Origin of the sequence: Neobacillus sp. NPDC097160 (assembly GCF_044762155.1) — a bacterium.
GTDB lineage: Bacteria > Bacillota > Bacilli > Bacillales > Cytobacillaceae > Neobacillus.
Window position 1 is genome coordinate 1 of record NZ_JBIWDU010000030.1, and the last position, 23,529, is coordinate 23,529.

Sequence of the window (23,529 nt, forward strand, 5' to 3'; positions counted from 1 at the left end):
GTAGTACTAATGCAATGCTTATTATAGGCATCACCGTTTTTGGTCTCAATAATGAAGGAGAATGTGAAATATTGTACTTAAAGTAACGGGTGCTTTTGTTAAACAAGAACATTTAAAAAAATTGACTTTTATGTTGTAGCACGGATTTGATTATAAAATTTCCTAGAGCGCTCCCTTATTAGGCTTTGTAAAACTTCTTTGTGAATATACAAGATCTTTAATCTTCTCATTTTGCTACTTTGACCACTACTCCTTCTGGAAGGCAGCAATGATTCCTGAAAGCTTCTTTCCTTTTATAAGTAGTTAGTCCGCCTATTTTAAAGGTAAATAAGCTCTCCTATTTTCTATAAACATAGTATGTATAAGACTATGAGTATTATAAAAAAAAAGGGTGAAAACAATGGCATTAGACTATCATCGTGTTATGGCCTTACCTGGAATGGGTGGAATGGGAATGGGAATGGGTGGAATGCCTGGAATGGGAATGGGTGGAATGCCTGGAATGGGAATGGGTGGAATGCCTGGAATGGGAATGGGTGGAATGCCTGGAATAGGAATGGGTGGAATGCCTGGAATGGGTATGAGTGGTTTCCCAGGAATGAGTATACCAGGTATGATATAGCTTCAAATCAAAAACGAACAATTTGAACCCCTTTTGCGTACAAGGGGTTTTTAGTTTATGTAATTCCTAAAATACCAGCTATGAAAAAGAGGTTGGGTATCTAAAAAGGCATAGAAAAATATGGGTGTATAATGTCCTGTTCCAAAATGATGATGTATATAGCCTTTTATGACAGGAATCTGCTTTTCAACAAATGGGCCAGATTGTGGAATACATAATTATAGATTTAAAATTAAGAAAGGTGAACCGTATCATATATGGATAAAGTTATTCAACAATCGGGCGCTTTTGTTAAATAAGATCATAAAAAAAATTGTCCAACGGATGGAAATCCTATTAAGAATTATTTTCTCAAGTTTAAACGCATCTGCAGTAAAATCTTTACTTCATCATAAGCAATATTGATTAATTGTTATTATTCTTTCGTTAATTCTTCTTCAAAGAAAAAGGTATTTGGGTATTCATTTACAATGTAAGAGTACCTCTTCATGTTTTTTACATAATGACATTTATAAATTGTTACCGATTCACCGGAAGCTTTGATATTTACTTTTTCCCCAATAGTAAACAGACTTTTCCTCATTCTAACACCCTCTTTAGTATCGAAAATAATTAAGTTTTTAATTATTCTTAACGCTTATTTTGCCCAAATACATTTGGGAATGCATACCAGAGTAAGGCATCATTTGTTGTTTTCCTCCTTGAAAAAAATGTAGCCATCTTATCATAATTAATGTATGAAGGGGTTGAATAATGTTAAAATTCTAAAATAAATTCTAACGTTGGGGGAAATGGTAATAATGAAAGTAACTATTTTTAATCAAAAATTAAATGAATTGCCTGAATACAAACAGGTCTAACAAAGTCACACTTTATTTAGTTTGTTCTTCAAAAGAATTACATATTGAGTTTGTAAGCTTTAATAGTGGTTTATCAAGAATACTTATTCGAATGAGGTCCGACCGAGATAGTAAAATATATCGATAGTTAGCTTGTTTTTTGGAGAATGTGAAAGTTTAGCCATAAAAATATCGACGTGCAGCTCTGCCACGTCGATATGGATCATTAATCGAACTTTCGATGATAATGGGACAATGCTATTAATGGGAAAATATACCTATAGCTGTGATAGTGGATATAGAAGCCACCTGCCATTGCCTGGCCCTTTGGATATTCTGTGGTCCAATCTACTTTTTCAATCGACTCAAGTAAATACATGATACCTCCTTGAATTTCTTTAGTTGGACTTTCTTCAACAGTAATCAGTGAATCAAGTGCCCATGAGGTGTCCGTTAAAGTACTCTTATTAAGTGGAACGTATCTTTTTTGACTATCGCTTAGGCAGGATTCCCCCCAACCTCCATCCTTATTTTGAACGCTCTTTAACCAAGTTACTGCTTGTTGTATGGATCTATGGTTTGTTGGAAATCCAACAGAGATTAGTCCTGTAACAGCGGCCCAAGTTCCATATAAATAGCAAATTCCCCACCGGCCGTACCATGAACCATCTTTTTCTTGATTTTTTAACAACCAGTTTATCGCTTTTTTAACCGCAGGATGATTTCTTGGTAAATTTGTATAGTTTCCTAAGAATTCAAGGGTTCTTCCTGTTAAATCTGCAGAAGTTGGGTCACCAAACATAAACTCACCTTTTTCAATCGGCAGTAACCCGAGCCATTTATTCTTAATATTTTTTTCAAAAGAAGCCCAGCCTCCGTCATCATTCTGCATGGATAACAACCAATCTAAGCCGCGATCCCAGGCTTCACGAAATTGTGGGCGGGTTGGAATGCCTCTTGCAATGGATCGTAATGAAGCTGTCGTGTCATCAACATCGGGATTGATTGTATTTACATCCGAAAATCCCCATCCACCTGGTAAACTATTTGGATTATGAATCACCCAATCACCAAATTTATAATGTTGACGCTCTAGTAGATAGTGGTTTGCATTTTTAACAACGGGATCATCGGGGGATACTTGGGCAAACTGCAGAGCAGAAGTAATTAACGAAGTATTCCATACATTAGCAGTTGTATATTGCATATGGGGGACCCCGTTTATTTCAGTCTTCATTGATTTCAAGCCATTAAGCGCTTTTGTAATAAGCGGATCATTTTTTGAATACCCAAGCGATAGTAATGCAAATACCATTAAAAAGGTTGAACTATAATAACTATAAACTGTCCCATCGGGTTCAATGTGCTCCAGCATATATTTTTTTGCCCGATCCATTGCCAATGAATGAAGCTGAATCGGTAAGCCAATTAAGCTTTTTATGCCTTCTTCAATAGATGAAAATAAGGATCGCCACTCAGGTTGAATCTCCCAGTCATTCTCCGTAGTTCTTTTCGAAAATAAGTCCGAAAGATCCGGACTCCGTTTCGTTTTCATACTAAATTTTTTCTCTGCCAAAATCAGGATCGGGGCAAGGTTTACTCTCCCATAAACAGAGAATTGGTAAAAGTTAATGGGAAATGATAGGGGCAATAGAATAACCTCAATCGGTATAGGGAAAAAAGCCGGCCATTTGTAATGTCCTGTTAAGGCAAGCATTATTTTAGTAAACATATTTACCTTTTCAATCCCACCATTGGCAACAATGAATCTTTTTGCAGCTTTCAACCTATGATCTTCTTTCTTGAAATATCCCGAGTATAAAAGCCCGGAATATGCTTCCAAAGTGGCCGTTAAATTTCCATCTCTTTCATCATAGAAAAGCTTCCATGCTCCGTTTTTCTCTTGCTTGCTTATAATTCTTGAAGCAAGCCCCTGAATTAATTCTTCATCATCTATTGACAATGTCCGTAATAAAATGATCATGTAAGCATCTGTTGAAAGTCCTGTTTCAAATGGATAGTTCCATGATCCATCGGGAGATTGGTCTTTTCTAAGCACATCAATTATCTGTTTAATTCCTTTTTTGGTATTTATCGTCAAATACACTCATTCCTCTCCTCAGTAAAATTACCATCATCTATACTTATTCACACGTTGGGGGGAGAATTCATGGAGGGGATGAACTATATTTTTCAAAAGGAATCGAGAAAAAAAACCATTGAGGTTATAAAGGAAGAATTAAAGAGAAGAAAAAAATAGACAAGGCTATTTCAAGTCTATCAAAAGAAGAGGAGAGTATCATAACTCAAATTAAGCTGCAAACAAAGGAATGGAATAAAGATAATGTAACTAGAACAAGGGCCTATCTTAACTTCTACATCATTTGATAAAGATACCTTTCAGAATGGAGGATTTTCTATGGGATTCGGCTGGGGTGGCTGCGGATGCGGCTTCGGAGGTTATGGTTACGGTGGAGGCTTTGGTTACGGTGGAGGTTTCGCCTTAATCGTTGTATTGTTCATCTTATTAATCATCATTGGAGCAACTGTTTTTTATTAAATAAAACTTAGATTCTTTGAAAAAGCCCTCTTTTTAAGAAGGCTTTTTCTTGTTTGATTTTTTGCGCTTTATTACAGATAGTAAATAAAGCAGCAATGCCGGAGTGGATATGGCGTTTCGGCTACTCTTAGTCTATGCATGAGATCATGTACATAATCAAATAAATTAAGCCTGATTTTTATCTATTAATATTCCTCTTCGCTAAGTGTTACTCGACAACGGCACCATCTTTATCGGTAACGATTAATGATCCATCCGAGCGCAAATGATATTCTTTTTCTTTTACACTGATAACACCTGTTGCCATGCTGCCATCTTCATAAAGATAATACCACTTGTTTTTGTCGCGAAGCCATCCTAGGCTGATTTAAGAAATTTCATAAAAATTACGCAGGTATGAATTGTGCAGTAAAGCTATATAAAGAAGGAGGTATGACAGTAAATCAAATTTTTGAAATTACAAATGTATAAAGAGCTTCATTATATAGTAAGCTGTCGGAAGAGAACAAATAGTCATTCCCTATTTCATTAAAGGGCCAGATTGTGGAATACATAATTATAGATTTAACATTAAGAAAGGTGAACCTTATCATATGTAAGGGAGGTTTTTTATGATGTCTAAAAAAGCTGAAATATACAAGTTAATTGATGAAGCTGTGTATATTTCAGCTTAAATTAGCTAAGAAGTAATTATAATTTTTTTTATTGATTCTTTGTGACGACAATTGTTATCTTTGTCTAGGCATCGTTTGCTCATTCTTTTTTAATGCTTCTCCATTCATCTTTTACTGAAAAGTATAAGAATATAACTAATTAGTTTAAACTGAGCGTCTTTATTCATTTGTCTATTGCTTCCTTTGATATTAAGATGGTTCCTGATTATGATAGTAGATCAATTAAAATTTATGCAAAATTTGAATTTAATTTTAAGTATAAGGAGTCAAAGGAGTTTGAAAACAGGTAGAGAGATAATCGCATCCGAAGGGGTCGCTATTGGCGTTCCTGTTTTTTTTTTGAACTAACGGAAGCAGGTTAGTTAAAGTAAAATAATTACAGGAAGACAGTACATTTCCAATAATGGAACCAACCTGCCGTCTAATTAGCCTTAAAAAGAGGCTACATCTGGATCGGCAGTATGAGATTGCTTTGGGAATAGGAATCCTGTGGTGTATGGTGATGATTGGCCTTTTAATCGAAAAGCTTTTTCAATTTCAACTGCAACACGACGAGCATTTTCTACGGTTCGCTTGCCAGTCACAATGTCGTTCATCAAGTTTAATGCCATAAAATTCGCCGCTTCTTGATCGCATTTAGCCGTAGCTTCACCAGCCGTTCGGTCTGGATATAAACTACCATCAAACTGTGCTAATTCATCAAAAAATTGAACAGGAACTTTATAATCAATGGTTTGTTCTAAATAATCAAGATGGGGAGTCGGAGTGTTATGAGGTACAGTATCAAGATGCACAATTGTTCGCTTCCAAGGACCATTATTATACCAGATGATTCTTCTTGAACTTGCTTCATTAGGTAAACCATATTTATTGATTAGCAAATAAACTGTTTTTTTTGGTTCTCCAGTCCATCTCTCCAAAATTTGATCTAAAATTGGATGAATACTGGGATGTTGACGGTAATAACCGCTAAATCCATAATCCATTTAAAATCCCTCCTGCCATATTTTATACTGGTCATTTGTCCATAGTTACAGTGGGCAGCTTGGCAAGCACAAACAAGATTGTGTGTAATTGTACTTATGCAGCGGGTGTATTTCTTGAAAAAGGGATGCCCCTGTTTTTTATCAATATGCACTTTTTGAAGCCCAAGTCATACACTATGAAAAAGAATTTTCTCTATGTAATCCCATAAAAGAGGAGTGTAGTTATGGAAAAACGAACCATTAGTCAAATGGGTGGGAATGTCCCTCAACCTATCAGAAGTGATGGGGCTGGAGGGATTGATTCCGGCCCGCGTAATATTATGCGTGATCTTCAAAATCCGAATATGCTAGTCCCGCCTATTACGGATGCAGGCTTGCTCCCAAACTTGAAATTCTCATTCTCAGATACTTCAATGAAATTAGATCACGGAGGATGGTCCCGTGAGATCACGGTGAGGGAACTTCCTATAGCCACCACCCTTGCAGGAGTAAATATGAGTTTAACTGCCGGCGGGGTACGTGAACTCCATTGGCATAAACAAGCAGAATGGTCTTATATGCTGCTAGGACGGGCACGTATAACTTCGGTTGACCAACAAGGACGAAATTTTATTGCCGACATCGGACCGGGAGATATTTGGTACTTTCCCCCAGGTATTCCACATTCGATCCAAGGGCTGGAACATTGTGAATTTCTGCTCGTCTTCGATGACGGGAACTTTTCCGATCTTTCCACCTTATCCATCTCCGATTGGTTTGCACATACTCCCAAAGATGTTTTGTCTGCAAATTTCGGAGTACCAGAGAGTGCTTTTAACTCAATCCCTTCTGAACAGGTATATATTTATCAGGGAGAGGTACCAGGTTCACTAGAAAGTCAGGAAGTCCAGTCACCCTACGGAGATGTTCCTTTAACCTTCAAGCACGAGCTATTGAAACAAACACCAATGAAAACGCCTGGTGGTAGTGTACGAATTGTGGACTCTTCAAACTTTCCAATTTCGAAAACAGTAGCAGCAGCACTCGTTGAGATTGAACCGGGTGCAATGAGAGAACTTCATTGGCATCCCAATAACGACGAATGGCAGTATTACCTTACCGGACAAGGGCGAATGACTGTATTTACTGGGAATGGTACAGCTCGTACATTTGACTATAGAGCTGGTGATGTCGGATATGTACCCTTTGCTACTGGACACTATATTCAAAACACCGGTACTGAAACATTATGGTTTTTAGAAATGTTCAAAAGCAATCGCTTTGAAGACGTGTCATTAAATCAATGGATGGCACTGACTCCTAAAGATTTAGTTATGAGCAACTTAAATGTTAGAACAGAATTGATTGATTCTCTACGGAAGGAGAAATGGCCTGTTGTGAAATATTCCGGGTAATCCTACTACCCAAAAAACAAGTAGATAAGAGGAGATTTGCTCATCCATAAAGTTGTGGAGGTGTTTACTATGTAGAGTGAATTATTATTCAACTATTGGGTGCAAGAGTTGAGGTTTAAGGCTGTCTTTTAGGCAGTTTTTTTCTTTGTCACTGTCTCAAATAAAAGTGAGCTGGAACCCAATTTATAGTGATAATATATTATGATTTGGAAGAAAATAGTCTTAGGAAAGGAGGGATTGCGAATGTCTTTGAAAAAGTGGTTAACTGGACTAGTCGTTTTGCTTGCGATGATTGTGGTTGGGACAACTCCAGGCTCACTAAGTGTATTTGCCGAATCCGGTGTCGCAACACAGCCTATTGAAACAGTGAAAGCGATTGAGGTCGAGTTGAATGATGATTATTTTAATCCGAAAGAGATCACCATTCCAAATGGAAGAACGACAACGTTGATAGTAAAAAACAAAGGTAGGAAAAAGCACACCTTCACTGTGGAAAATCTCGGAATTGACGCCGAAGTCCAGATGGGTAAAGAAAAAACCATTACCGTGAAACCGACAAAGCCCGGTACATATGATCTAATATGTCGGTACCATTTACAGGAAGGAATGGCTGGAAAAATAATAGTCAAATAATGATTAGTATAATAAATCACATAATTAGTCCTTCTGCTTTAAGCAGTAAGGGCTTTTTACAATCATAATAAATTATGTATGTTATTTTGTCCTAAGGTCACATAGAACGGAACTATTCGGAAAAAATGTATATGATATGGTTTTTATTAGAAGAGGTGACAGGATGAATCCTTATGTTGAGGTCAGGGGTGTTTCTAAGATTTTTGGTACGAATCCAAAAGCAGCGATTGATTTATTAAAGCAGGGGAAAACGAAGAAGGAAATTTTGAAGGCTACCGGACAGACCGTTGGGGTCAAGAATGTTTCTTTTGAAATTTACCCTGGTGAAATATTTGTCATTATGGGTTTATCCGGAAGCGGGAAATCCACATTGATTCGAATGTTTAATCGCCTAATTAAGCCAACAATTGGAGAAATTCTAATTGAAAATGAAGATATTGTGAAGATGAATGATGCGCGGCTAAGGGAAGTCAGGCAGAAAAAAATCAGCATGGTGTTTCAGAACTTTGCGCTGTTTCCTCATAAAACGATCTTAGAAAATACGGAATATGGTCTGGAAATCCAGAAAGTACCCGCTGAAAAGCGCCGGGAAAAAGCATTTAGTGCACTGGAGGTTGTCGGATTAAAAGGGTACGAAAACCAGCTTCCCAAACAATTGAGCGGGGGTATGCAGCAGCGGGTGGGGCTGGCTAGGGCGCTCGCCAGTAACACAGATGTGATCTTGATGGATGAAGCTTTCAGTGCACTTGATCCATTAATTCGAAAAGATATGCAGGATGAATTGCTGGAGATCCAAGAAAAATACAAGAAAACGATCATTTTTATTACTCATGATTTGGATGAGGCACTGAGAATCGGCGATCGGATTGCATTGATGAGGGACGGAAGTATCATTCAACTGGGAACACCAGAACAAATTTTGATGAATCCTGCCAATGAATTTGTCGAGAAATTTGTGGAGGATGTGGATTTATCAAAAATATTAACAGCAACACATGTGATGAAACCGGCAGAAAGAATCGCTGTTGATCGCGGGCCGCGGGTTGCATTGGAAATCATGCGGAAGCAGGGATATTCAAGTATATTCGTCGTTGATCGTAATCGAAAGCTGTTGGGTGCGATTACCGCTGAAGAGGCACGACAGGCCATTGATCAGAATCAATCGATTGCAGAAGTCATGTCAACAGATATTCCAACCGTTTCCGGAGATACTGTACTTGCTGATTTGATGGACGTGATTGCCACATCGAGTCTGCCTATCTCCGTTATCGATGAAGAACACCACCTAAAAGGTGTCGTCATTCGTGGTGCGGTTATTGGGGCATTGGCAGGAAATAAAGATTCCTTGAACGATTTGGAGAGTGAATGAGATGAATGTGCCGAAAATCCCTTTAGGTGATTGGATAGACGTTCTGGTCAAATGGGTCACCGTTGCCTTTGCCGGATTTTTTACCTTTTTAACTACCGTCATCGAGTCTCTGTTAAATATTATTGTGGATGTATTAAGTGCCGGCCCGTCCATCATCTTGATAATCGTTTTAACGCTTTTGGTTGCCTATACCAGCAGGTGGCCATTAGGAATTTTTACCCTCATCAGTTTACTTTTGGTTGATAATCTTGGCTATTGGGATTCAAGTATTCAAACGATTGCCATTGTTTTATTATCAGGCTTACTCACCATCATCATTGGGATCCCTGTTGGAATCTGGTGTGCCCAAAGAAAAACGGTGCATAGAATTGTGACGCCGATTTTAGACTTTATGCAGACCATGCCCGCCTTTGTTTATTTAATTCCTTCTATTTTATTTTTTGGCATTGGGGTAGTACCTGGAATTATTGCCTCATTTATTTTTGCCATTGCACCTACGATTCGGATGACCAATCTAGGCATTAAGGAGGTCCCTAAAGATTTAATAGAGGCAGCTGACGCCTTCGGTTCCAGTAACAGTCAAAAATTATTCAAGGTTCAATTGCCTATAGCCACGCCAACCATTATGGCAGGGGTAAACCAAAGTATTATGCTTGCTCTATCAATGGTGGTGACAGCATCATTAGTGGGTGCACCGGGACTAGGGGCAGATGTTTACCGTGCTGTCAGTCAAATAGACGTAGGCCGTGGTTTTGAGGCTGGATTATCGATTGTGTTCATCGCTGTTATTCTCGACCGAATTTCGCAAAACCTTCGAAAACCGGCATATGAAAATATCGTGAATAAAAAAATAGTCTTTTCCATTGTAGCTCTTCTAATCATCGTGACGGCTGTTGTGACAGGCATTACAAAAGAAACAGCTAAGGATAAGGATGGTAATAGAATTGGGGCTCAAGTTGATTATCAAATTATTGGAATTGAGCCTGGTGCAGGAATCATGTCACAGACGAATAAAGCCATAAAAGACTATCAGTTGAAAAATTGGCAGCTGCAGGAAGGTTCATCCGCAGCGATGGCGGCAGAATTGGACAAGGCTTATCAGAATAAGAAACCAATTATTGTTACCGGGTGGGCACCTCATTGGATGTTTTCTACTTACGATTTGAAATTTCTCAAAGACCCTAAGGAATCATATGGAGCGGTGGAAGATATTCATACAATCGTAAGAAAAGGTTTGGAACAGGATGCGCCAGGCGCCTACACTATCCTCAATCAATTTACCTGGAAACCTGCGGATATGGAAAAAGTGATGCTGGACATTAAAGAGGGAACAGACCCAGCTGAAGCAGCTGAAAATTGGATCAAGGCGAACGGGGAAAAAGTGGGGCAATGGACAAATGGTGCACAGGCAGGGAAAGGGGAAAGCGTGAATCTTGTCTATGTTGCTTGGGATACTGAAATTGCTAGTACAAATGTCATTGGAAAGGTACTTGAGCAGAATGGCTATAAGGTAAAATTGAGCCAAGTTGAGGTTGGACCAATGTTTGCTGGTGTGGCAAATGGCAGTGTGGACGGAATGGTGGCTGCTTGGCTTCCTAGTACTCATAAAGAATTTTATCAACAATATAAAAACGATATTGTTGATCTTGGACCCAATCTTCATGGAACAAAGAATGGACTGGTAGTACCGGAGTATATGGATATAAATTCAATTGAAGATTTGAAGTAGAAAAAGGGATGTCACTTTTGGAGAAGAAGCTTCGCTTTTGTGGAAGAAGATAACAGTCACAACCTAATGAAAAGACCAAGTCGTATAGATTTGGTCTTTAGTATGTGTTAAAAGTTTATTTACTTGTTTCTTTCCGAACAATGGGGGCAACTTCCGTGGCTAAGAGCTTAATATTCTCAGCCACCTTATTAAACGGTAAACCACCGATATCCATCTGCGCCATGAAACGTTGGTGTCCAAAGAGTTCGTGCTGCCGAAGGATTTTTTCGACGATTTGCTGGGGGCTGCCGACGAACAAGGCTGTTTCTGATGCTGCTATTTTTTCATAATCTGCTCGAGACATGCTAAAGCCTAACCCATGCTGCTGGTTTAGGTATGACCAATAATTTGAATAATATGGATAGAATTCATCTTTTGCTTGCTGGGTGGTCTTTGCAATAAAGCTGTGACCGGTTATCCCGACTTTGAGATTTTCCAATGCATGCCCAGCCTCGGTGCCCGTTATTCGGTATAAATCAACCAATGGCTTGAATTGAATAGGATCACCGCCGAGGATAGCTAGCGCCATCCCTACACCCAACTTGCCGGCCCGAGCTGCACTATCAGGTGATCTCCCCACTGCAATCCATATCGGTAACTGTTTTTGTAATGGTCGTGGGGCGACTTCCGCATTTCTTAAAGAGGAGCGGTATTGACCATCCCATGTTATTTTTTCGTTTTCGTTAAGCTTTAAAAATAAGCTCATATGTTCCGAAAATAAGGCGTCACAATTATTTTTGTCATAACCGAAAAGCGGGAAGGATTCCATGAACGCTCCTCGGCCTGCGATGATTTCAGCCCGACCATCCGAGATTAAATCTAATGTAGCGAAGTCTTCGAATAAGCGAACAGGATCAACCGTGCATAACACGGTGGTTGCACTTGTTAATTTGATTCGTTTGGTTGCCTGGGCAATAGCGGCTAACACAACAGGTGGTGCAGAAGTGGCATAGTCTAAGCGATGATGTTCTCCTACTCCGAACACATCCAGTCCCATTTCGTCAGCAAGTTTAGCTGCTTCGATGATTTCCTTCGTTCGTTGTCCTGCACTAATAGTTTTGCCAGTATGGGGATCTGGGCCGAGATCACCAAGTGTATAAAGACCAATTTCTAGTCCGGAATGTTTTTGTTGCATACAGAATGGTCCCTCCAATTTTAGATGTAAATAGTGATGAAATATTTTATTAAAACTCTAGGTAAATGTGATTCAATATGGGATTGTTGGGAACGAAGAGGCGATTTTTTTCCGTACTGGAGATTTAGTTGCTGTAGTAAATGGCATGTGGTGAGTAATTAAACTAAAGAATATACGTTCTTATTCTGACAAGGGTATAATCTACTTTTTGATACTTTGATTTTGAAAGGAATGTCCTAGAACAATTGACAAGGTCCCATACATAAACTATGGTATCAATTCTTAAGGGTGTTCAACATGAGAAACATAACGCAAACACTAATTCAACCTATAATCGGGCATGCATGGACCGGAAAACATGTTGTCTTGCTTCACTGTACAAACGATAATCAGTTCATCAGTCTTTATAAAAGTTACCAGGCTCCGATTGAGCCGCCCCGTCACAATTGTGCGGAAACTTTATCGCAATTACTAAGTATTGGATATCGCATAATGGCCATTACACCAATCTCATTAAATCAAATTCAATACTTTTTGGTACTTTGATTGTAAGCTACCGAGTTAAAAGCCCTTGAAAAAACGAAGAAGTAACCATAAGAAAATATGAAAATACAACTGCACTCTAATAGCAGAGCAAGGGGACGGTTCTTGTGGCTGATAATAACCATTCTAAAAGCCATCGGAACCGTCCCTGTGGTATTTAATTCATTTCTAATTGTAAAAATAGGTATTCAAACTAGTCCGCACAACCAAAAGTTCACATAGACTAATGATGTACCAAGACAAATTCATATGGAGGTCATTTAATGATGAAAAGAAATATTGGATATGGTGGTTTTCCATCAAATATGCCACCAAATATGCCACCAAATATAATGCCTACTCAGTTTGCTCCTATACAATCGATGCCAGCCCAATACTGCCCACCACCACCATGTCCGCCAACATACTGTCCGCCACAAGTGTTTCCAACACAGTATGACCCGGGACTAGTTGACCCTGCACAACAATATGTAAAAACAAACTTATTTAATAATGTAGTCTCTCATGTCCATCCTTCTCATACGACAACAGTAAACAAGTTTCATGTTAATCATCAACATCATTTTCCCCACACAGAATCATGTGTAAATGAATGCTGTGAAACACATACGATGTGCGGTGTACCACATAATCCTTGTTGTCCGACTGGACCATTTGGATTCTAGTTTCTTCAAACTCCCCACCATTTGGTGGGGAATTTTTTTTAACAACTACAAATCCAATTTTATACATAATAAAAGGAGGGTAAGGGTATGGAAATTAATAGTTGCTTTGATTACTGGTGGTTTCTCTGGGAGAAGTTCACTTGATCTTTACTTCCCTGGTGGACTCTGGAGTTTCTGAATAAGCCTTCAATAACCCGTTTGACATGATTTCTTCTATTTTAACTTCCTTAAAAGGTAAATAAACCGATACCTCTTTAGAGAGCGGAGAAACTGAAAGCAAAACTGTTTCTAGGTCCATCCAGTGAGCGTGGATGGGCTGGTGATCGGCGAAAGGAAATACTTCTGGAAATCCGTTTCGGAAAAAGGGGTGCTCATTTACTTTTTCAACCCCGGGTTCATTCAGGCAAATATAGAGGGAGAGGTTATCACAAAACTTTAGGATTTTAAGGTGATCCATGACTAGGGTTTCCATTTTCTTGTTTCCCTGTATTCCTAACTCCTTAAAAAGGCGCCGGAGTCTGTTTCTTTCATCCGCCACAAATTGCTTGGCAGCGAAATGACCGTCATTCTGGAGGAAGGATATATAATGCAGACTGCAAAGAAGACTTGCATACTTACTTTTTATTTCAACTTCATCAATTCCTTTTGTATAAAAAGCTAACTTGGATTCTATTGGGTAATCGGTAAAAGAGTAAGGTTTGTCTTGTCCCGTATTCCATAACGGGTCTGAGTCAGCTTCAATCCAGCCGCGATCGTGTTCACGGATTGCTACCACCACTTCATCTTTCCAATCTATTCCAAAAAAATAGTCATTTTTCCATTGCTGTGAAATGATGCCTGATATTTTGGCGTGATCATGCTGTTTTATCATAATAAAACTGTCTTCCCACTTACGTATTATCATCCTCAGCAACTCCATATCTTTATATTAATAAATAGCTACAGATATCATGACAATCAGGAGGTAACACCCAAAAATAAATCCTATAGAAAAACTCACCGATTGTCGTGCTAAAGTCGAAGACAGAGGGAAAGAATCGCACATATTTACATATCCAATATATGCGATTCATTTATTTTTCTGTACCAAAATGTTATCACTATAAGTTGGTATATCAAACTGAACCTTTACTGACCTAATGTTTCTCTTACTTGATTAGCTTGCAGTCTTTGTTTTTTTGCTTTCCGAAAATGGAATAATTCATAGAATGTTGGGATGATTTTTGCGGCCAGGATATCCTCACTAAAAACACGAGAACCGTCCTTGTGGGATGGAATAACGCTACCAGCGTAAAATATATATTTGGAAAATTTGGCCTATTCCAATTATTAGTAACTTGGGGTATAGTTTGAAACTGTAAGCTGCGGAGATTATCAAAAATTTTATTTTAATATTGCTGGAATGAAAAAATTGGGCATCGGAGTGGTGCAATATGATGACTCATGTTGGAAAATTTAGAGTGAGTTTACGGAAGAAACTCGAGTCAATCTTTCACATTTGGAATGAATGGATTAAGGCACATCCAATCATTTTACGGGTCTACACAATTTTTTCTTGGATATCGCTATTTGCCTTTGTACTTAGCATAATTTTTATGGAAGACTCCCGAAAAATGTTCGTCCAGTTTTTGTGGTCATTTTACCTCATTTTGCAATTTTGGTTACTCTGCCGCAGTAAAACTTTATCTTGGAAGAAGTACACCTATTTCTTTATGGCGGGGGCATGGTTAATCGTACCGTTGAATTCTTTTATTGTCCGTTCCATTACGGCTATTTTCGGTGGGATGGAACAAGATGTATGGAGTCAAGCATTTTTAACCCCAATTGCTGAAGAAGTGTTAAAACTAATCCCTCTTGGAGTTTATCTATTTATTTCACGACATGCTTCTACATTGAGTTTAAGTGATTATGCCCTTATGGGTGCGGCAACGGGGGCAGGTTTTCAATTTTTGGAGGAAACCACTCGTCGATTGGTTTCTAGAGGTATTTTTGATTATAATGTTACACTATTTGGAGGGAAAGTAATTCATTGGGACTTTTTTACACTATTTCCAGGGTACTTTGAGGAGAGCTTTATTCCTGACAAAATGACTGCTGGACATCCGTTGCTTTCCGCTATAGTAGCGTTAGGAATCGGGCTAGCAGTGAAGTCTAAGAGTAAATTTAAGCGATCTACTTATATTTTTCCTGTTATCCTATTGGTTTGGGCCATTTTTGATCACGCAATATGGAATGCTCGTTACCAAGCTCCGGGTTGGTTAACCGGAATTCATGATTTATTAGGAAGCGGATATGCCGCAAAGCCGTTATTTTTAATCATGCTAGGAGCAGCGTTAATCATCGATTATTGGGAATTGAACCGAGTAAGAGAGAAGATTCCCATGCTGGATGGGGAAAACATTATCAATCCTGTTTCTGAATTGTGGAATCTATTCAAATGTATTTTTGAGGAAAGACAGCGTTTTGGATACTTGCTGCAATTTTATCGAGAAAGGAGAGAACTAGGTTTTACATTATTACACGGTAAAACAGAAGCTAGGGAACTGTTATCCGACTTAGAAGCAAATGTAAAGAAGTACTACAAAGCTTTAATCGTCGTCTTTGTAACATTATTCACCGCTATGCTTCTTTCTAGCTGGGGAGTTACAGCCAGTGGTCAAGAGGCTTGCTTTGCTTGTTTATTTGATAGTCTGCAAAACTGGTGGAATGGTTTGTCCGCTTTGGAAAAAAGTTTGCTTGTACTTGGAGCATTTGCTTTAACGTTCCCGTTATTAGGATTCTGGTCGGCTATAGGTGCCGTATCGACTGGAATCGGAATTGCAGAAGGTGGCAGTCAGATTGCAGATAATATCCGCAATCCTAAAAAATTACTTACGCCAGAAACAGCTCTTTTACTGGGAATTGATGTACTTTTAAGTCGAATTCCTTTTGGGAAAGCCCTTGTAAAACTAGGCGACTCGGTTTCACCGAAAATAAAACCTTATATAAAAAAAATCTTGGAATCGTTCACTAGAAAGAAAAGAAATTTTAAACCAGGATATGATAAACATTTAGTGGAAGTACAAGACATTGTGAGGAAAAAAGGTAGGGGTGTAGTTGGAGGACATAATCTCAATAATTTCGAAAAGGCATTTAAAGAGAGAGGCTGGGATTTAAAAGAATGTATTATTTCAAAAAGAAAACACCCATCCATTGAGGGAGTGTATGAAATAGAATATCGCCTACCTAAACAAGACAAGGCAGGAAACATAATACCTGGTGAGTTTAAGAAGGTTACCCATCCAAAAACAGTTTATGATCCTAATATAATATCAGACAAACAGATACTAAAATGGGGAGAAGAAGCTTTGAAAAAAGGTAAAGTTGTTGGGAGAAATATATCAGGAGTTTCCTCTAACGGACTCAAATTTCAAGGCTTTGTTGATGATTCAGGAAAAATAACAAATTTCTTCCCTACACTGGATTAATTATTAAGGAGCTGGAAGCATCGTGGAAGATAAAAAGAGAAATTTAATTAGATACTTCTATCATCATATGGGAGATGGTAAATTTTTAAGAATCTTAAGAAGTTACGCGAACGGTGAAGGTTATGGTACCGAATATGCGAGGTTTGTGTTTGCTGATTATTATGAAGAATGGGAAGAAGATTATTTTGGTAAAGAAGGAATAGCCTATTACATTGATCGTCCTGCAGTAGAGGAAGACGAAGAAGTTATTTTAGATTATCCGACCTTCTATAGATATTTAAAAGAAGATTGTATTCGTTATCTTGAAAATTTTCCCCAAGATAAATCAGAAGTAGAAGCACAAATAAAAAGGATTAAAGAAAGATTTAATATACAAGAACCTTGATTAGCTTATATGCCTTTCGATTGGCGAGCTAAAGTCGAAGACATAGGGAAAGAATCGCATATATTTACATTTCCCATATATGCGATTTTATTTATTTTTCTATACTAAAAAGTTATCTCTATAAGTTGGTATATCAAACTGAACCTTTACTGACCTAATGTTCCAGTTACTTGGTTAGCTTGCAGCCTTTGTTTTTTCGCTTTCCGGAAATGGAATAATTCATAGAATGTTGGGATAATAATCAGTGTCAAAAGGGTAGACACGATGAGTCCAAAAATGACGACCACAGCGAGTCCCTTTGAAACAAGATTTAAACTCATCGCCGATTCATGTGTAACTAGAAGCGGCAACATGGCAAAGACAGTGGCAAGTGCTGTCATAAGAATCGGACGCAGTCGTACGGTTCCTGCTTCCATAATCGCTTCCCGAATGGTCATTGTTTCTTCATTGTGACGGATTCGGTCAACCAGCACTATGGCATTGGTTACCACAATTCCAACGAGCATCAGCATTCCGATACCAGAAGAAATATTGATGCTTGAGTTGGTCATCACGAGTCCTAATAACGAACCGATCGCTGCAAGCGGCAATGTAATCAAGATCGCAATGCTTGCCCGGAACGACTTTAATGTCACGAGCAAAATCATAAACACGATTCCAATTGATAACATAGACAGTTTAGCGAGTTCCCCTAATTGATCGGAAGACTGCATGGAAGAACCGGTAAGTTCTGCACTTGTTCCATTGGAAAATGTTTCATCTTTGTTCCAAGTTAGGAGCTGCTGCTGAATTTTTCCGGCAACGTCTACCATTTTGTCCGGATTCACTTGAGCCGTTACTTGTAGATAATGATGGCCGTCTTTTGTAAAGATAGTCCCCAGCTCATTACTTTCTTCAACATTCGCAATGCTTGATAAAGCAACAGGCCCATCTGGCGTCATCAGCTGCAGATTTTTTACATCGTCCACCGTTTGAATCTCTTTTAGTGCTCCTAATTGTACGGCGGTGCTCCGTCCATCAATCTTAATGTTTCCAATCACTGCAGGCTTTATCATAGCATAAATAGATTGAGCGACTTCCTGTGCATTTGATAACTTGGAATCCACCTGAATGCTAATGGTTGGTTTTGTATTTTGATCGTTGCTTTCTACTTTTTCAACACCATCTATGCTGTTTATTTCTTTCTTCACCATATCAGCTGCTTTTTTGATGTCGTCGTCGTTCTTTCCGATGACATCAATGGAAACAGTAGTCGCATTGGTTCCGAGCAAGCCTGCTGTTTCAGCCGTCAGCTCCGCATTTGGAAACTGGTCTTTTGTTTTTCGGATGTCTTTTGCAAAATTGGCAGAATCGATCCCTTCTTTAGGAAAAATCATAAATCGAACTACGTTTGCCTCTTGCAGGTTGCCATATTGTGCAGCATCCTCATTGACACCTGCCACTGTAATATGGGTTTTTACCCCTTCTTTTTCTGAAAGAATGCTCTCCATTTTTGCAACACCGTCTTTTATTTCGCTAAATGGAGTTCCGTTATCATAGCGAAGGCCGATTGCTATGTAGGCGGAATCTTTCTGATCGACTGAACCTTTAGGCATAGTCATGAATAAACCGACGGACCCGGCTACAACGAGAATCGCAATCGTGATTGGAAGCCATTTATGATTAAGTGACCATTTCAACAATGAAGGGTAGAAGGATTTCGTCTTGTGTTCCTTCATCTTCACCTTTTTCATCATCCGGGCGCTGAGTGCTGGGACCACTGTCAGTGAAACTAGCAGTGAAGATAGTAATGAACAAGTGATCGTAATCGCAAACGGAGCAACTAGATCTCTTAATCCTCCCGAAACAATCAGCATTGGCAGGAATACTGCTACTGTTGTGAGAGTGGATGACGTGATAGCTGATCCCACTTCTTTAACTGATTCTATAAGAAAGGCAGGGGTTAATTCATTATTTTGCTTTCTTCGGTAAATATTCTCCACTACGACAATGCTGTCATCTACTAGCCGTCCGACAGATACTGCAATTCCTCCAAGCGTGAGGATGTTTAAGGTAACGCCAAAGAAGGAAAGTAGAATCATCGTCATGCATAAGGACAATGGTATGCTGATAATCGTGATCAGGGTCATTCGGAAACTGCGAAGGAATAACCAGATAATTAGGGTGGCAAATAATGCCCCGGTCAATACTTCTCTTGTCATCGAATTGATGGAATCAAGAACGGTATCTCCTAAATTCATCACGATTGTTGCTTGAAGGGTTCCCTTGTAATCCTTATTGATTTTTTTTACTGCGTCTTCCACCTGATTTCCAAGTGTTACGGCATTGGAGGTGGAATCCTTCTGAATAACAACGTCGATAAAGCTCTTTCCATTCAGATGGATGATGCTTTCGGTATCTTCTTGCAAGGTAATAGCAGCTACATCCTGTAGTTTTGTCTTATTGTCTAACTGGATGTTTTTAAGTTCATCGAGCGTTTCTAATTTTCCTGTTACGATAATGCTTGTTGCTTCGTTGTTCATCGTTTGTTCGCCCACTGCAACGGAAGCCGTTTTCCCTTGAAGGAGCGTATATAGCTTTTCAAGCGGGAAATTTGCTGCCGCTAATTTAGCAGGATCAACTTTAATCATCACTTGTTGATTATTTCCGCCATTGGTGATGACATTGCCGACACCTTTTAAGTCTTTGAACATCGGCATAATCTCGTTTTCTACGATATTTAGTTCTTGATTGCCAATTTCCTTATCAAAGGTGAGACCTAATTCAACAATCGGAATTTCAGATGTGTTGAGGTTGATAACATATGGTTTCATGACCCCATTGGGGAGATTGACCATTGAAATTCTTTCTTCAATTTGCTGTTTAGCTTCTTTTACATCAATTTTTGTTTCAAATGTGACTGTCAACTGGCTAAAGTTATTTCCTGTTTGTGCAACGACACTTTGTTTTCCTCTAACGCCGTTCAATGCCTTTTCAATTGGCTGTGTAACTTGTTCATCCATGCTTACGGCATCCATACCGTTTCCAACAGTTGAAATGGTTATGTATGGCTGGTCGGCAGATGGCATCAGTTCCATTGGAATCGTGGTGTAACTAAATATGCCAAAAATCATCGAGGCCATTACAGCGAAAACCAATGCCGCTTTGTTCCGCAATGCCCATTTGGTAAACCAAGTCATAAAAGTTCCCCCTAGTTCTCAAGTTATCAAAACAGGTAAATTATACCTCTTCTAGGGAATATTTACCAGTAGTTTTTTCTTAATTTTACAAAAAATTAATATATCCCGTTTTTGCGCCAACTTTGTTTTTGGAGCCGGTTATAAGCCAGCAATGCCAAAAGCAGATGTAGAATTCGCGCAAGATGGGCTTGAAAGAGTAGCATTAAAGGCACAGATAAAAAGAAGAAATAACCATGGATTGGTCCGCTCAATTTTAAACAAGGTTTTCAAAGCTTACTGTAGAATTTATAAAGGTATAAAGATAACGGCACTATAAACCATGTATAAATATTAAACAATTGTACGAAAAATTGACATGTATAAAATGAACACAAATCTTAATACAGCATGGAATGTGTTGTTGTTTTTGGCACAATAGTTGCATGAAAAGTAGTTAAGCAATTGTAAATCTAAAAGGTAAGAAAAAATTAATCAATGAAACTATAAAAAAATGGAAGTACGAGGAGGAACGATGATGGAGTTTTCTGAAGAGCTTAGTATTTTACGAAAGACAATTGCAACCTTTGTCCAAAAGGAAATTGCACCAATAGCAGAAGAAATGGACAGAACCGATGAATTTCCAAATTGGATTTGGAAGAAGCTTGGGGAACTGGGGGTCCTTGGGATTACTATACCTGAGGAATATGGAGGTACTGGTCTTGGACCAGTAGAGCAAGCAATGGTTACGGAAGAAATTGCAAAATATAGTGCGGCAATAGCAGTTTCTTACGCAGCCCATTCTAATCTATGTACTCACAATCTTTACCATAATGGAAATGAAACACAAAGAGAAAAATACTTACCTGGCCTTTGCAGTGGGGAAATAATTGGTGCGCTAGGATTAACAGAACCCGGGTCAGGGTCGGATGCTGTAGGAATGGGGACGACTGCCCGGCTAGAAGGGGATTATTATATCCTTAATGGAAGTAAAACGTTTATCACAAATGGCCCAATTGCGGACGTACTGATTGTTTATGCCAAAACGGATAAGGAAAAGGGTGCTCACGGAATCACTGCCTTTATCGTCGAAAAGGGATTCCCTGGATTTTCAGTATCAAAACGATTGGAGAAAATGGGAAATCGCGGGTCTGTAACAGGTGAATTGATTTTTGATGAATGCAAGGTTCCAGTTGAAAATGTCTTAGGAGAGGTAAATAAAGGAATAAAAGTCATGATGGGCGGATTAGACATTGAAAGAGTTGTTGTATCAGCTTTATCATTGGGCATTGGAGAAGGAGCATTTCGTGAGGCGGTTAAATATTCGAAGGAAAGAACTCAATTTGGAAAAGAAATTGCAAACTTCCAGTTAATTCAGGCAAAAATTGCTGATATGTATACAAATTTACAGGCATCCAGACTTTTAACCTATGATGCTGCTAAAGAGGCTGCAGAAGGAAAGAAAGTAACCTTAAAAGCAGCATCTGCTATTCTTTTTACAGCGGAAACGGCAACGAAGGTGGCGTTAGAAGCGGTTCAAATTCATGGCGGATATGGTTATATGCTAGATTATCCTGTTAATCGTTATTTGCGAGATGCGAAACTATATGAAATAGGTGCAGGAACCTCTGAAGTAAGGCGATTGATTATTGCTCGTGAATTATTAGGAGTGAAAACTTTTTAAATTAAGTATGAACAGTTCCTAAGGATGACAAGGAGGATTTGAATGTCGCTAGAGTATAATTTGGTTCACAGGATAAATATGGGAGATATATTGAAAAGGAGTGCGAAAAGATTCCCGAATAAATTTGCTTTAGTAGAAGGAGAAAGAAGAATTACCTACGAAGAACTGAACAAAATGGTAAACAAAGTGGCACAAGGCTTTCAGGCTATTGGGTTGGTAAAAGGCGATAGACTTGCCATCCTATCAAGTAATTCAATAGAATTTGTCCTTACGTATTTTGCATGTGCAAAAGCTGGAATTACCATTGTTCCTATCAATACAGGATTGCTCCCAAATGAAATCGAATATATTCTTCAAGATTCTCATTCAAAAGCGGTAGTTGTGGAATGTCAATTCCTTGAACACATACAATCGAGCAGGGATATGATCACACTTAAAGATGTAATTGTGATAGGCGGACTTTCCGACTTAAATGAGAGTAATAATAACCAAAGATTCCATGAATGGAACTCAATCTGGAGAAATCAAGATGGTACGGAGGTTCTTTGCCATGTAGACGATCGAGATTTAATGCAGTGTCTTTATACGAGTGGAACTACTTCTAATCCAAAAGGTGTTATGAGTAGTCACACTGCTGTTTATTTTAACACCTTGGGTACAGCTTTTGACTTGAAATTTTCAGACCAGGACGTCTCAATTGCTATGATGCCCTTATATCATGTGGCCCAGTTAAATGCCATCACAACTCCTGTTTTCTTGGCAGGAGGAACAACTATAATTATGAAAAAGTTTGAACCCGAAACATTGATGGCATTAATTGAAAAGGAAAAGGCCACACAAATTTTTGGTCTGCCCATGATGTATCGTGCCTTGCTTGAACACCCAAAAAGAATCGAATATGACCTGTCATCATTAAGGCTGTGTGTATATGCCATGGCTCCGATGCCAGATTACGAATTGAAAAGAGCACATGATGTATTTAAATGTGATTTTGCTCTCCTATTTGGCCAAACCGAAATGGCGCCTGTTGCAACAGTTTTTCGCCCGGAACATCAATTAGTCAAGCCGGGAGCGGCTGGAACGCCTGCTGTAAATGTTGAAGTAGCGGTAATGGATGAAAAAGGTAACATTTTGCCTGAAAAAGAGATAGGAGAAATTGTTTATCGGAGCCCGCAGACAATGGAAGGTTATTTAAATGATAAAGAAAAGACGGATGAAGCCTTTGCACATGGCTGGTTTCATAGCGGTGATTACGGATATTTTGATGACGATCAAATTCTCTGGTTTGTAGATAGGAAAAAAGATATGGTAAAAACAGGCGGGGTAAATGTATCGTCAATTGAAGTGGAAAAAGTAATTTTTCAACATCAAAATGTACAGAATGTTGCTGTTGTTGGGCTTCCGCATGAGCGTTGGACTGAAGCATTAACAGCATTTGTGATCTCGAAAGATAATGTAGAAATTTCCGAGGAAGAAATTGTGAACCTTTGTAAACGTCAATTAGGAGGGTTTAAGGTTCCGAAAAAAGTGGTTATTGTAAAAGAATTTCCGATGACCTCGTCTGGTAAAATACAAAAGCATATACTTCGAAACAATCATATAGATTTATACGAAAATGAAAAATTAATTAAATAGTTAAAAGGGAGACTA

Annotated in this window: 19 protein-coding genes and 1 pseudogene; 13 read left to right on the forward strand and 7 right to left on the reverse strand. The window is 38.7% G+C overall.

What is annotated here, in order from left to right; genetic code table 11:
* Positions 1-400: 400 nt before the first annotated feature.
* Complete coding sequence (locus ACIQXV_RS27695) at positions 401-622, forward strand: hypothetical protein (protein ID WP_402964995.1); 222 nt, start codon at positions 401-403, stop codon at positions 620-622.
* A gap of 415 nt (positions 623-1,037) precedes the next feature.
* On the opposite strand, the gene ACIQXV_RS27700 is transcribed toward ACIQXV_RS27695, so the two are convergent.
* Both ACIQXV_RS27700 and ACIQXV_RS27705 read right to left on the reverse strand, forming a co-directional pair.
* Positions 1,038-1,205, reverse strand: a complete 168-nt coding sequence (locus ACIQXV_RS27700; RefSeq protein WP_402964997.1) for a hypothetical protein — start codon at positions 1,203-1,205, stop codon at positions 1,038-1,040.
* A 482-nt stretch (positions 1,206-1,687) separates the two neighbouring features.
* On the reverse strand, positions 1,688-3,568 hold the full coding sequence (locus ACIQXV_RS27705) for a terpene cyclase/mutase family protein (RefSeq protein WP_402964999.1): 1,881 nt from the start codon (positions 3,566-3,568) through the stop codon (positions 1,688-1,690).
* Positions 3,569-3,880: 312 nt separating this feature from the next.
* Here ACIQXV_RS27705 and ACIQXV_RS27710 point away from each other — a divergent pair, with 312 nt between their 5' ends.
* Entirely contained in the window at positions 3,881-4,021 is a 141-nt protein-coding gene (locus tag ACIQXV_RS27710) for a YjcZ family sporulation protein (protein ID WP_402965001.1), read from the forward strand.
* 208 nt (positions 4,022-4,229) lie between these two features.
* Here ACIQXV_RS27710 and ACIQXV_RS27715 read toward each other — a convergent pair whose 3' ends face one another.
* The gene (locus tag ACIQXV_RS27715) at positions 4,230-4,388 is read right to left on the reverse strand and encodes a hypothetical protein (protein ID WP_402965094.1); all 159 of its coding nucleotides are present in this window, start codon (positions 4,386-4,388) and stop codon (positions 4,230-4,232) included.
* A gap of 2 nt (positions 4,389-4,390) precedes the next feature.
* Here ACIQXV_RS27715 and ACIQXV_RS27720 point away from each other — a divergent pair.
* A pseudogene (locus tag ACIQXV_RS27720) lies at positions 4,391-4,492 on the forward strand (recombinase family protein); the annotation flags it as partial.
* 634 nt (positions 4,493-5,126) lie between these two features.
* On the opposite strand, the gene ACIQXV_RS27725 reads toward ACIQXV_RS27720, so the two are convergent.
* Positions 5,127-5,681, reverse strand: coding sequence for a hypothetical protein (locus ACIQXV_RS27725; protein WP_402965003.1), 555 nt, complete (start codon positions 5,679-5,681; stop codon positions 5,127-5,129).
* A 224-nt stretch (positions 5,682-5,905) separates the two neighbouring features.
* Between ACIQXV_RS27725 and ACIQXV_RS27730 the strand changes: the two genes are divergently transcribed.
* The 4 genes from ACIQXV_RS27730 (at position 5,906) to ACIQXV_RS27745 (ending at position 10,806) form a co-directional block, all read left to right on the forward strand.
* Positions 5,906-7,075 carry an oxalate decarboxylase family bicupin gene (locus tag ACIQXV_RS27730; protein WP_402965005.1) on the forward strand — a complete coding sequence of 390 codons (1,170 nt, stop codon included), beginning with the start codon at positions 5,906-5,908 and terminating at the stop codon, positions 7,073-7,075.
* Positions 7,076-7,318: 243 nt separating this feature from the next.
* On the forward strand, positions 7,319-7,708 hold the full coding sequence (locus tag ACIQXV_RS27735; protein WP_402965008.1) for a cupredoxin domain-containing protein: 390 nt from the start codon (positions 7,319-7,321) through the stop codon (positions 7,706-7,708).
* Between the two features lie 163 nt (positions 7,709-7,871).
* Positions 7,872-9,077 carry a quaternary amine ABC transporter ATP-binding protein gene (locus tag ACIQXV_RS27740; protein WP_402965011.1) on the forward strand — a complete coding sequence of 402 codons (1,206 nt, stop codon included), beginning with the start codon at positions 7,872-7,874 and terminating at the stop codon, positions 9,075-9,077.
* A 1-nt stretch (position 9,078) separates the two neighbouring features.
* Positions 9,079-10,806 (forward strand): glycine betaine ABC transporter substrate-binding protein, encoded by a 1,728-nt coding sequence (locus ACIQXV_RS27745; RefSeq protein ID WP_402965014.1) that lies wholly within the window; start codon positions 9,079-9,081, stop codon positions 10,804-10,806.
* A gap of 115 nt (positions 10,807-10,921) precedes the next feature.
* Here the strand turns inward: ACIQXV_RS27745 and ACIQXV_RS27750 are convergent, their stop codons facing one another.
* A complete protein-coding gene (locus ACIQXV_RS27750) occupies positions 10,922-11,980 on the reverse strand; it encodes an LLM class flavin-dependent oxidoreductase (protein WP_402965016.1) in 1,059 nt (352 codons plus the stop codon).
* A 297-nt stretch (positions 11,981-12,277) separates the two neighbouring features.
* On the opposite strand from ACIQXV_RS27750, the gene ACIQXV_RS27755 reads away from it, so the two are divergent.
* Entirely contained in the window at positions 12,278-12,526 is a 249-nt protein-coding gene (locus tag ACIQXV_RS27755) for a hypothetical protein (RefSeq protein ID WP_402965019.1), read from the forward strand.
* A gap of 260 nt (positions 12,527-12,786) precedes the next feature.
* The gene (locus ACIQXV_RS27760) at positions 12,787-13,188 is read left to right on the forward strand and encodes a CotD family spore coat protein (protein WP_402965021.1); all 402 of its coding nucleotides are present in this window, start codon (positions 12,787-12,789) and stop codon (positions 13,186-13,188) included.
* 136 nt (positions 13,189-13,324) lie between these two features.
* On the opposite strand, the gene ACIQXV_RS27765 is transcribed toward ACIQXV_RS27760, so the two are convergent.
* On the reverse strand, positions 13,325-14,092 hold the full coding sequence (locus ACIQXV_RS27765; protein ID WP_402965024.1) for a DUF3891 family protein: 768 nt from the start codon (positions 14,090-14,092) through the stop codon (positions 13,325-13,327).
* Positions 14,093-14,621: 529 nt separating this feature from the next.
* Between ACIQXV_RS27765 and ACIQXV_RS27770 the strand changes: the two genes are divergently transcribed.
* Positions 14,622-16,655: a PrsW family glutamic-type intramembrane protease gene (locus ACIQXV_RS27770; protein ID WP_402965026.1), complete on the forward strand. Its 2,034-nt coding sequence runs from the start codon at positions 14,622-14,624 to the stop codon at positions 16,653-16,655.
* Positions 16,656-16,677: 22 nt separating this feature from the next.
* Positions 16,678-17,040: a ribonuclease toxin immunity protein CdiI gene (gene cdiI / locus ACIQXV_RS27775; RefSeq protein ID WP_402965029.1), complete on the forward strand. Its 363-nt coding sequence runs from the start codon at positions 16,678-16,680 to the stop codon at positions 17,038-17,040.
* A 146-nt stretch (positions 17,041-17,186) separates the two neighbouring features.
* Here the strand turns inward: cdiI and ACIQXV_RS27780 are convergent, their stop codons facing one another.
* Entirely contained in the window at positions 17,187-20,219 is a 3,033-nt protein-coding gene (locus ACIQXV_RS27780) for an efflux RND transporter permease subunit (protein WP_402965032.1), read from the reverse strand.
* A 511-nt stretch (positions 20,220-20,730) separates the two neighbouring features.
* Here ACIQXV_RS27780 and ACIQXV_RS27785 point away from each other — a divergent pair.
* Complete coding sequence (locus ACIQXV_RS27785) at positions 20,731-21,879, forward strand: acyl-CoA dehydrogenase family protein (RefSeq protein ID WP_402965035.1); 1,149 nt, start codon at positions 20,731-20,733, stop codon at positions 21,877-21,879.
* Between the two features lie 42 nt (positions 21,880-21,921).
* Positions 21,922-23,514 carry a long-chain-fatty-acid--CoA ligase gene (locus tag ACIQXV_RS27790; protein ID WP_402965037.1) on the forward strand — a complete coding sequence of 531 codons (1,593 nt, stop codon included), beginning with the start codon at positions 21,922-21,924 and terminating at the stop codon, positions 23,512-23,514.
* Positions 23,515-23,529 lie beyond the last annotated feature (15 nt).

Excerpts from the sequence above, each read along its gene's own strand:
- ACIQXV_RS27695 (WP_402964995.1), top strand. The coding sequence starts at position 401 with ATGGCATTAGACTATCATCGTGTTATGGCCTTACCTGGAATGGGTGGA.
- ACIQXV_RS27700 (WP_402964997.1), bottom strand. The coding sequence starts at position 1,205 with ATGAGGAAAAGTCTGTTTACTATTGGGGAAAAAGTAAATATCAAAGCT.
- ACIQXV_RS27710 (WP_402965001.1), top strand. The coding sequence starts at position 3,881 with ATGGGATTCGGCTGGGGTGGCTGCGGATGCGGCTTCGGAGGTTATGGT.
- ACIQXV_RS27725 (WP_402965003.1), bottom strand. The coding sequence starts at position 5,681 with ATGGATTATGGATTTAGCGGTTATTACCGTCAACATCCCAGTATTCAT.
- ACIQXV_RS27730 (WP_402965005.1), top strand. The coding sequence starts at position 5,906 with ATGGAAAAACGAACCATTAGTCAAATGGGTGGGAATGTCCCTCAACCT.
- ACIQXV_RS27735 (WP_402965008.1), top strand. The coding sequence starts at position 7,319 with ATGTCTTTGAAAAAGTGGTTAACTGGACTAGTCGTTTTGCTTGCGATG.
- ACIQXV_RS27740 (WP_402965011.1), top strand. The coding sequence starts at position 7,872 with ATGAATCCTTATGTTGAGGTCAGGGGTGTTTCTAAGATTTTTGGTACG.
- ACIQXV_RS27745 (WP_402965014.1), top strand. The coding sequence starts at position 9,079 with ATGAATGTGCCGAAAATCCCTTTAGGTGATTGGATAGACGTTCTGGTC.
- ACIQXV_RS27750 (WP_402965016.1), bottom strand. The coding sequence starts at position 11,980 with ATGCAACAAAAACATTCCGGACTAGAAATTGGTCTTTATACACTTGGT.
- ACIQXV_RS27755 (WP_402965019.1), top strand. The coding sequence starts at position 12,278 with ATGAGAAACATAACGCAAACACTAATTCAACCTATAATCGGGCATGCA.
- ACIQXV_RS27760 (WP_402965021.1), top strand. The coding sequence starts at position 12,787 with ATGATGAAAAGAAATATTGGATATGGTGGTTTTCCATCAAATATGCCA.
- ACIQXV_RS27765 (WP_402965024.1), bottom strand. The coding sequence starts at position 14,092 with ATGATAATACGTAAGTGGGAAGACAGTTTTATTATGATAAAACAGCAT.
- ACIQXV_RS27770 (WP_402965026.1), top strand. The coding sequence starts at position 14,622 with ATGATGACTCATGTTGGAAAATTTAGAGTGAGTTTACGGAAGAAACTC.
- ACIQXV_RS27780 (WP_402965032.1), bottom strand. The coding sequence starts at position 20,219 with ATGACTTGGTTTACCAAATGGGCATTGCGGAACAAAGCGGCATTGGTT.
- ACIQXV_RS27785 (WP_402965035.1), top strand. The coding sequence starts at position 20,731 with ATGATGGAGTTTTCTGAAGAGCTTAGTATTTTACGAAAGACAATTGCA.
- ACIQXV_RS27790 (WP_402965037.1), top strand. The coding sequence starts at position 21,922 with ATGTCGCTAGAGTATAATTTGGTTCACAGGATAAATATGGGAGATATA.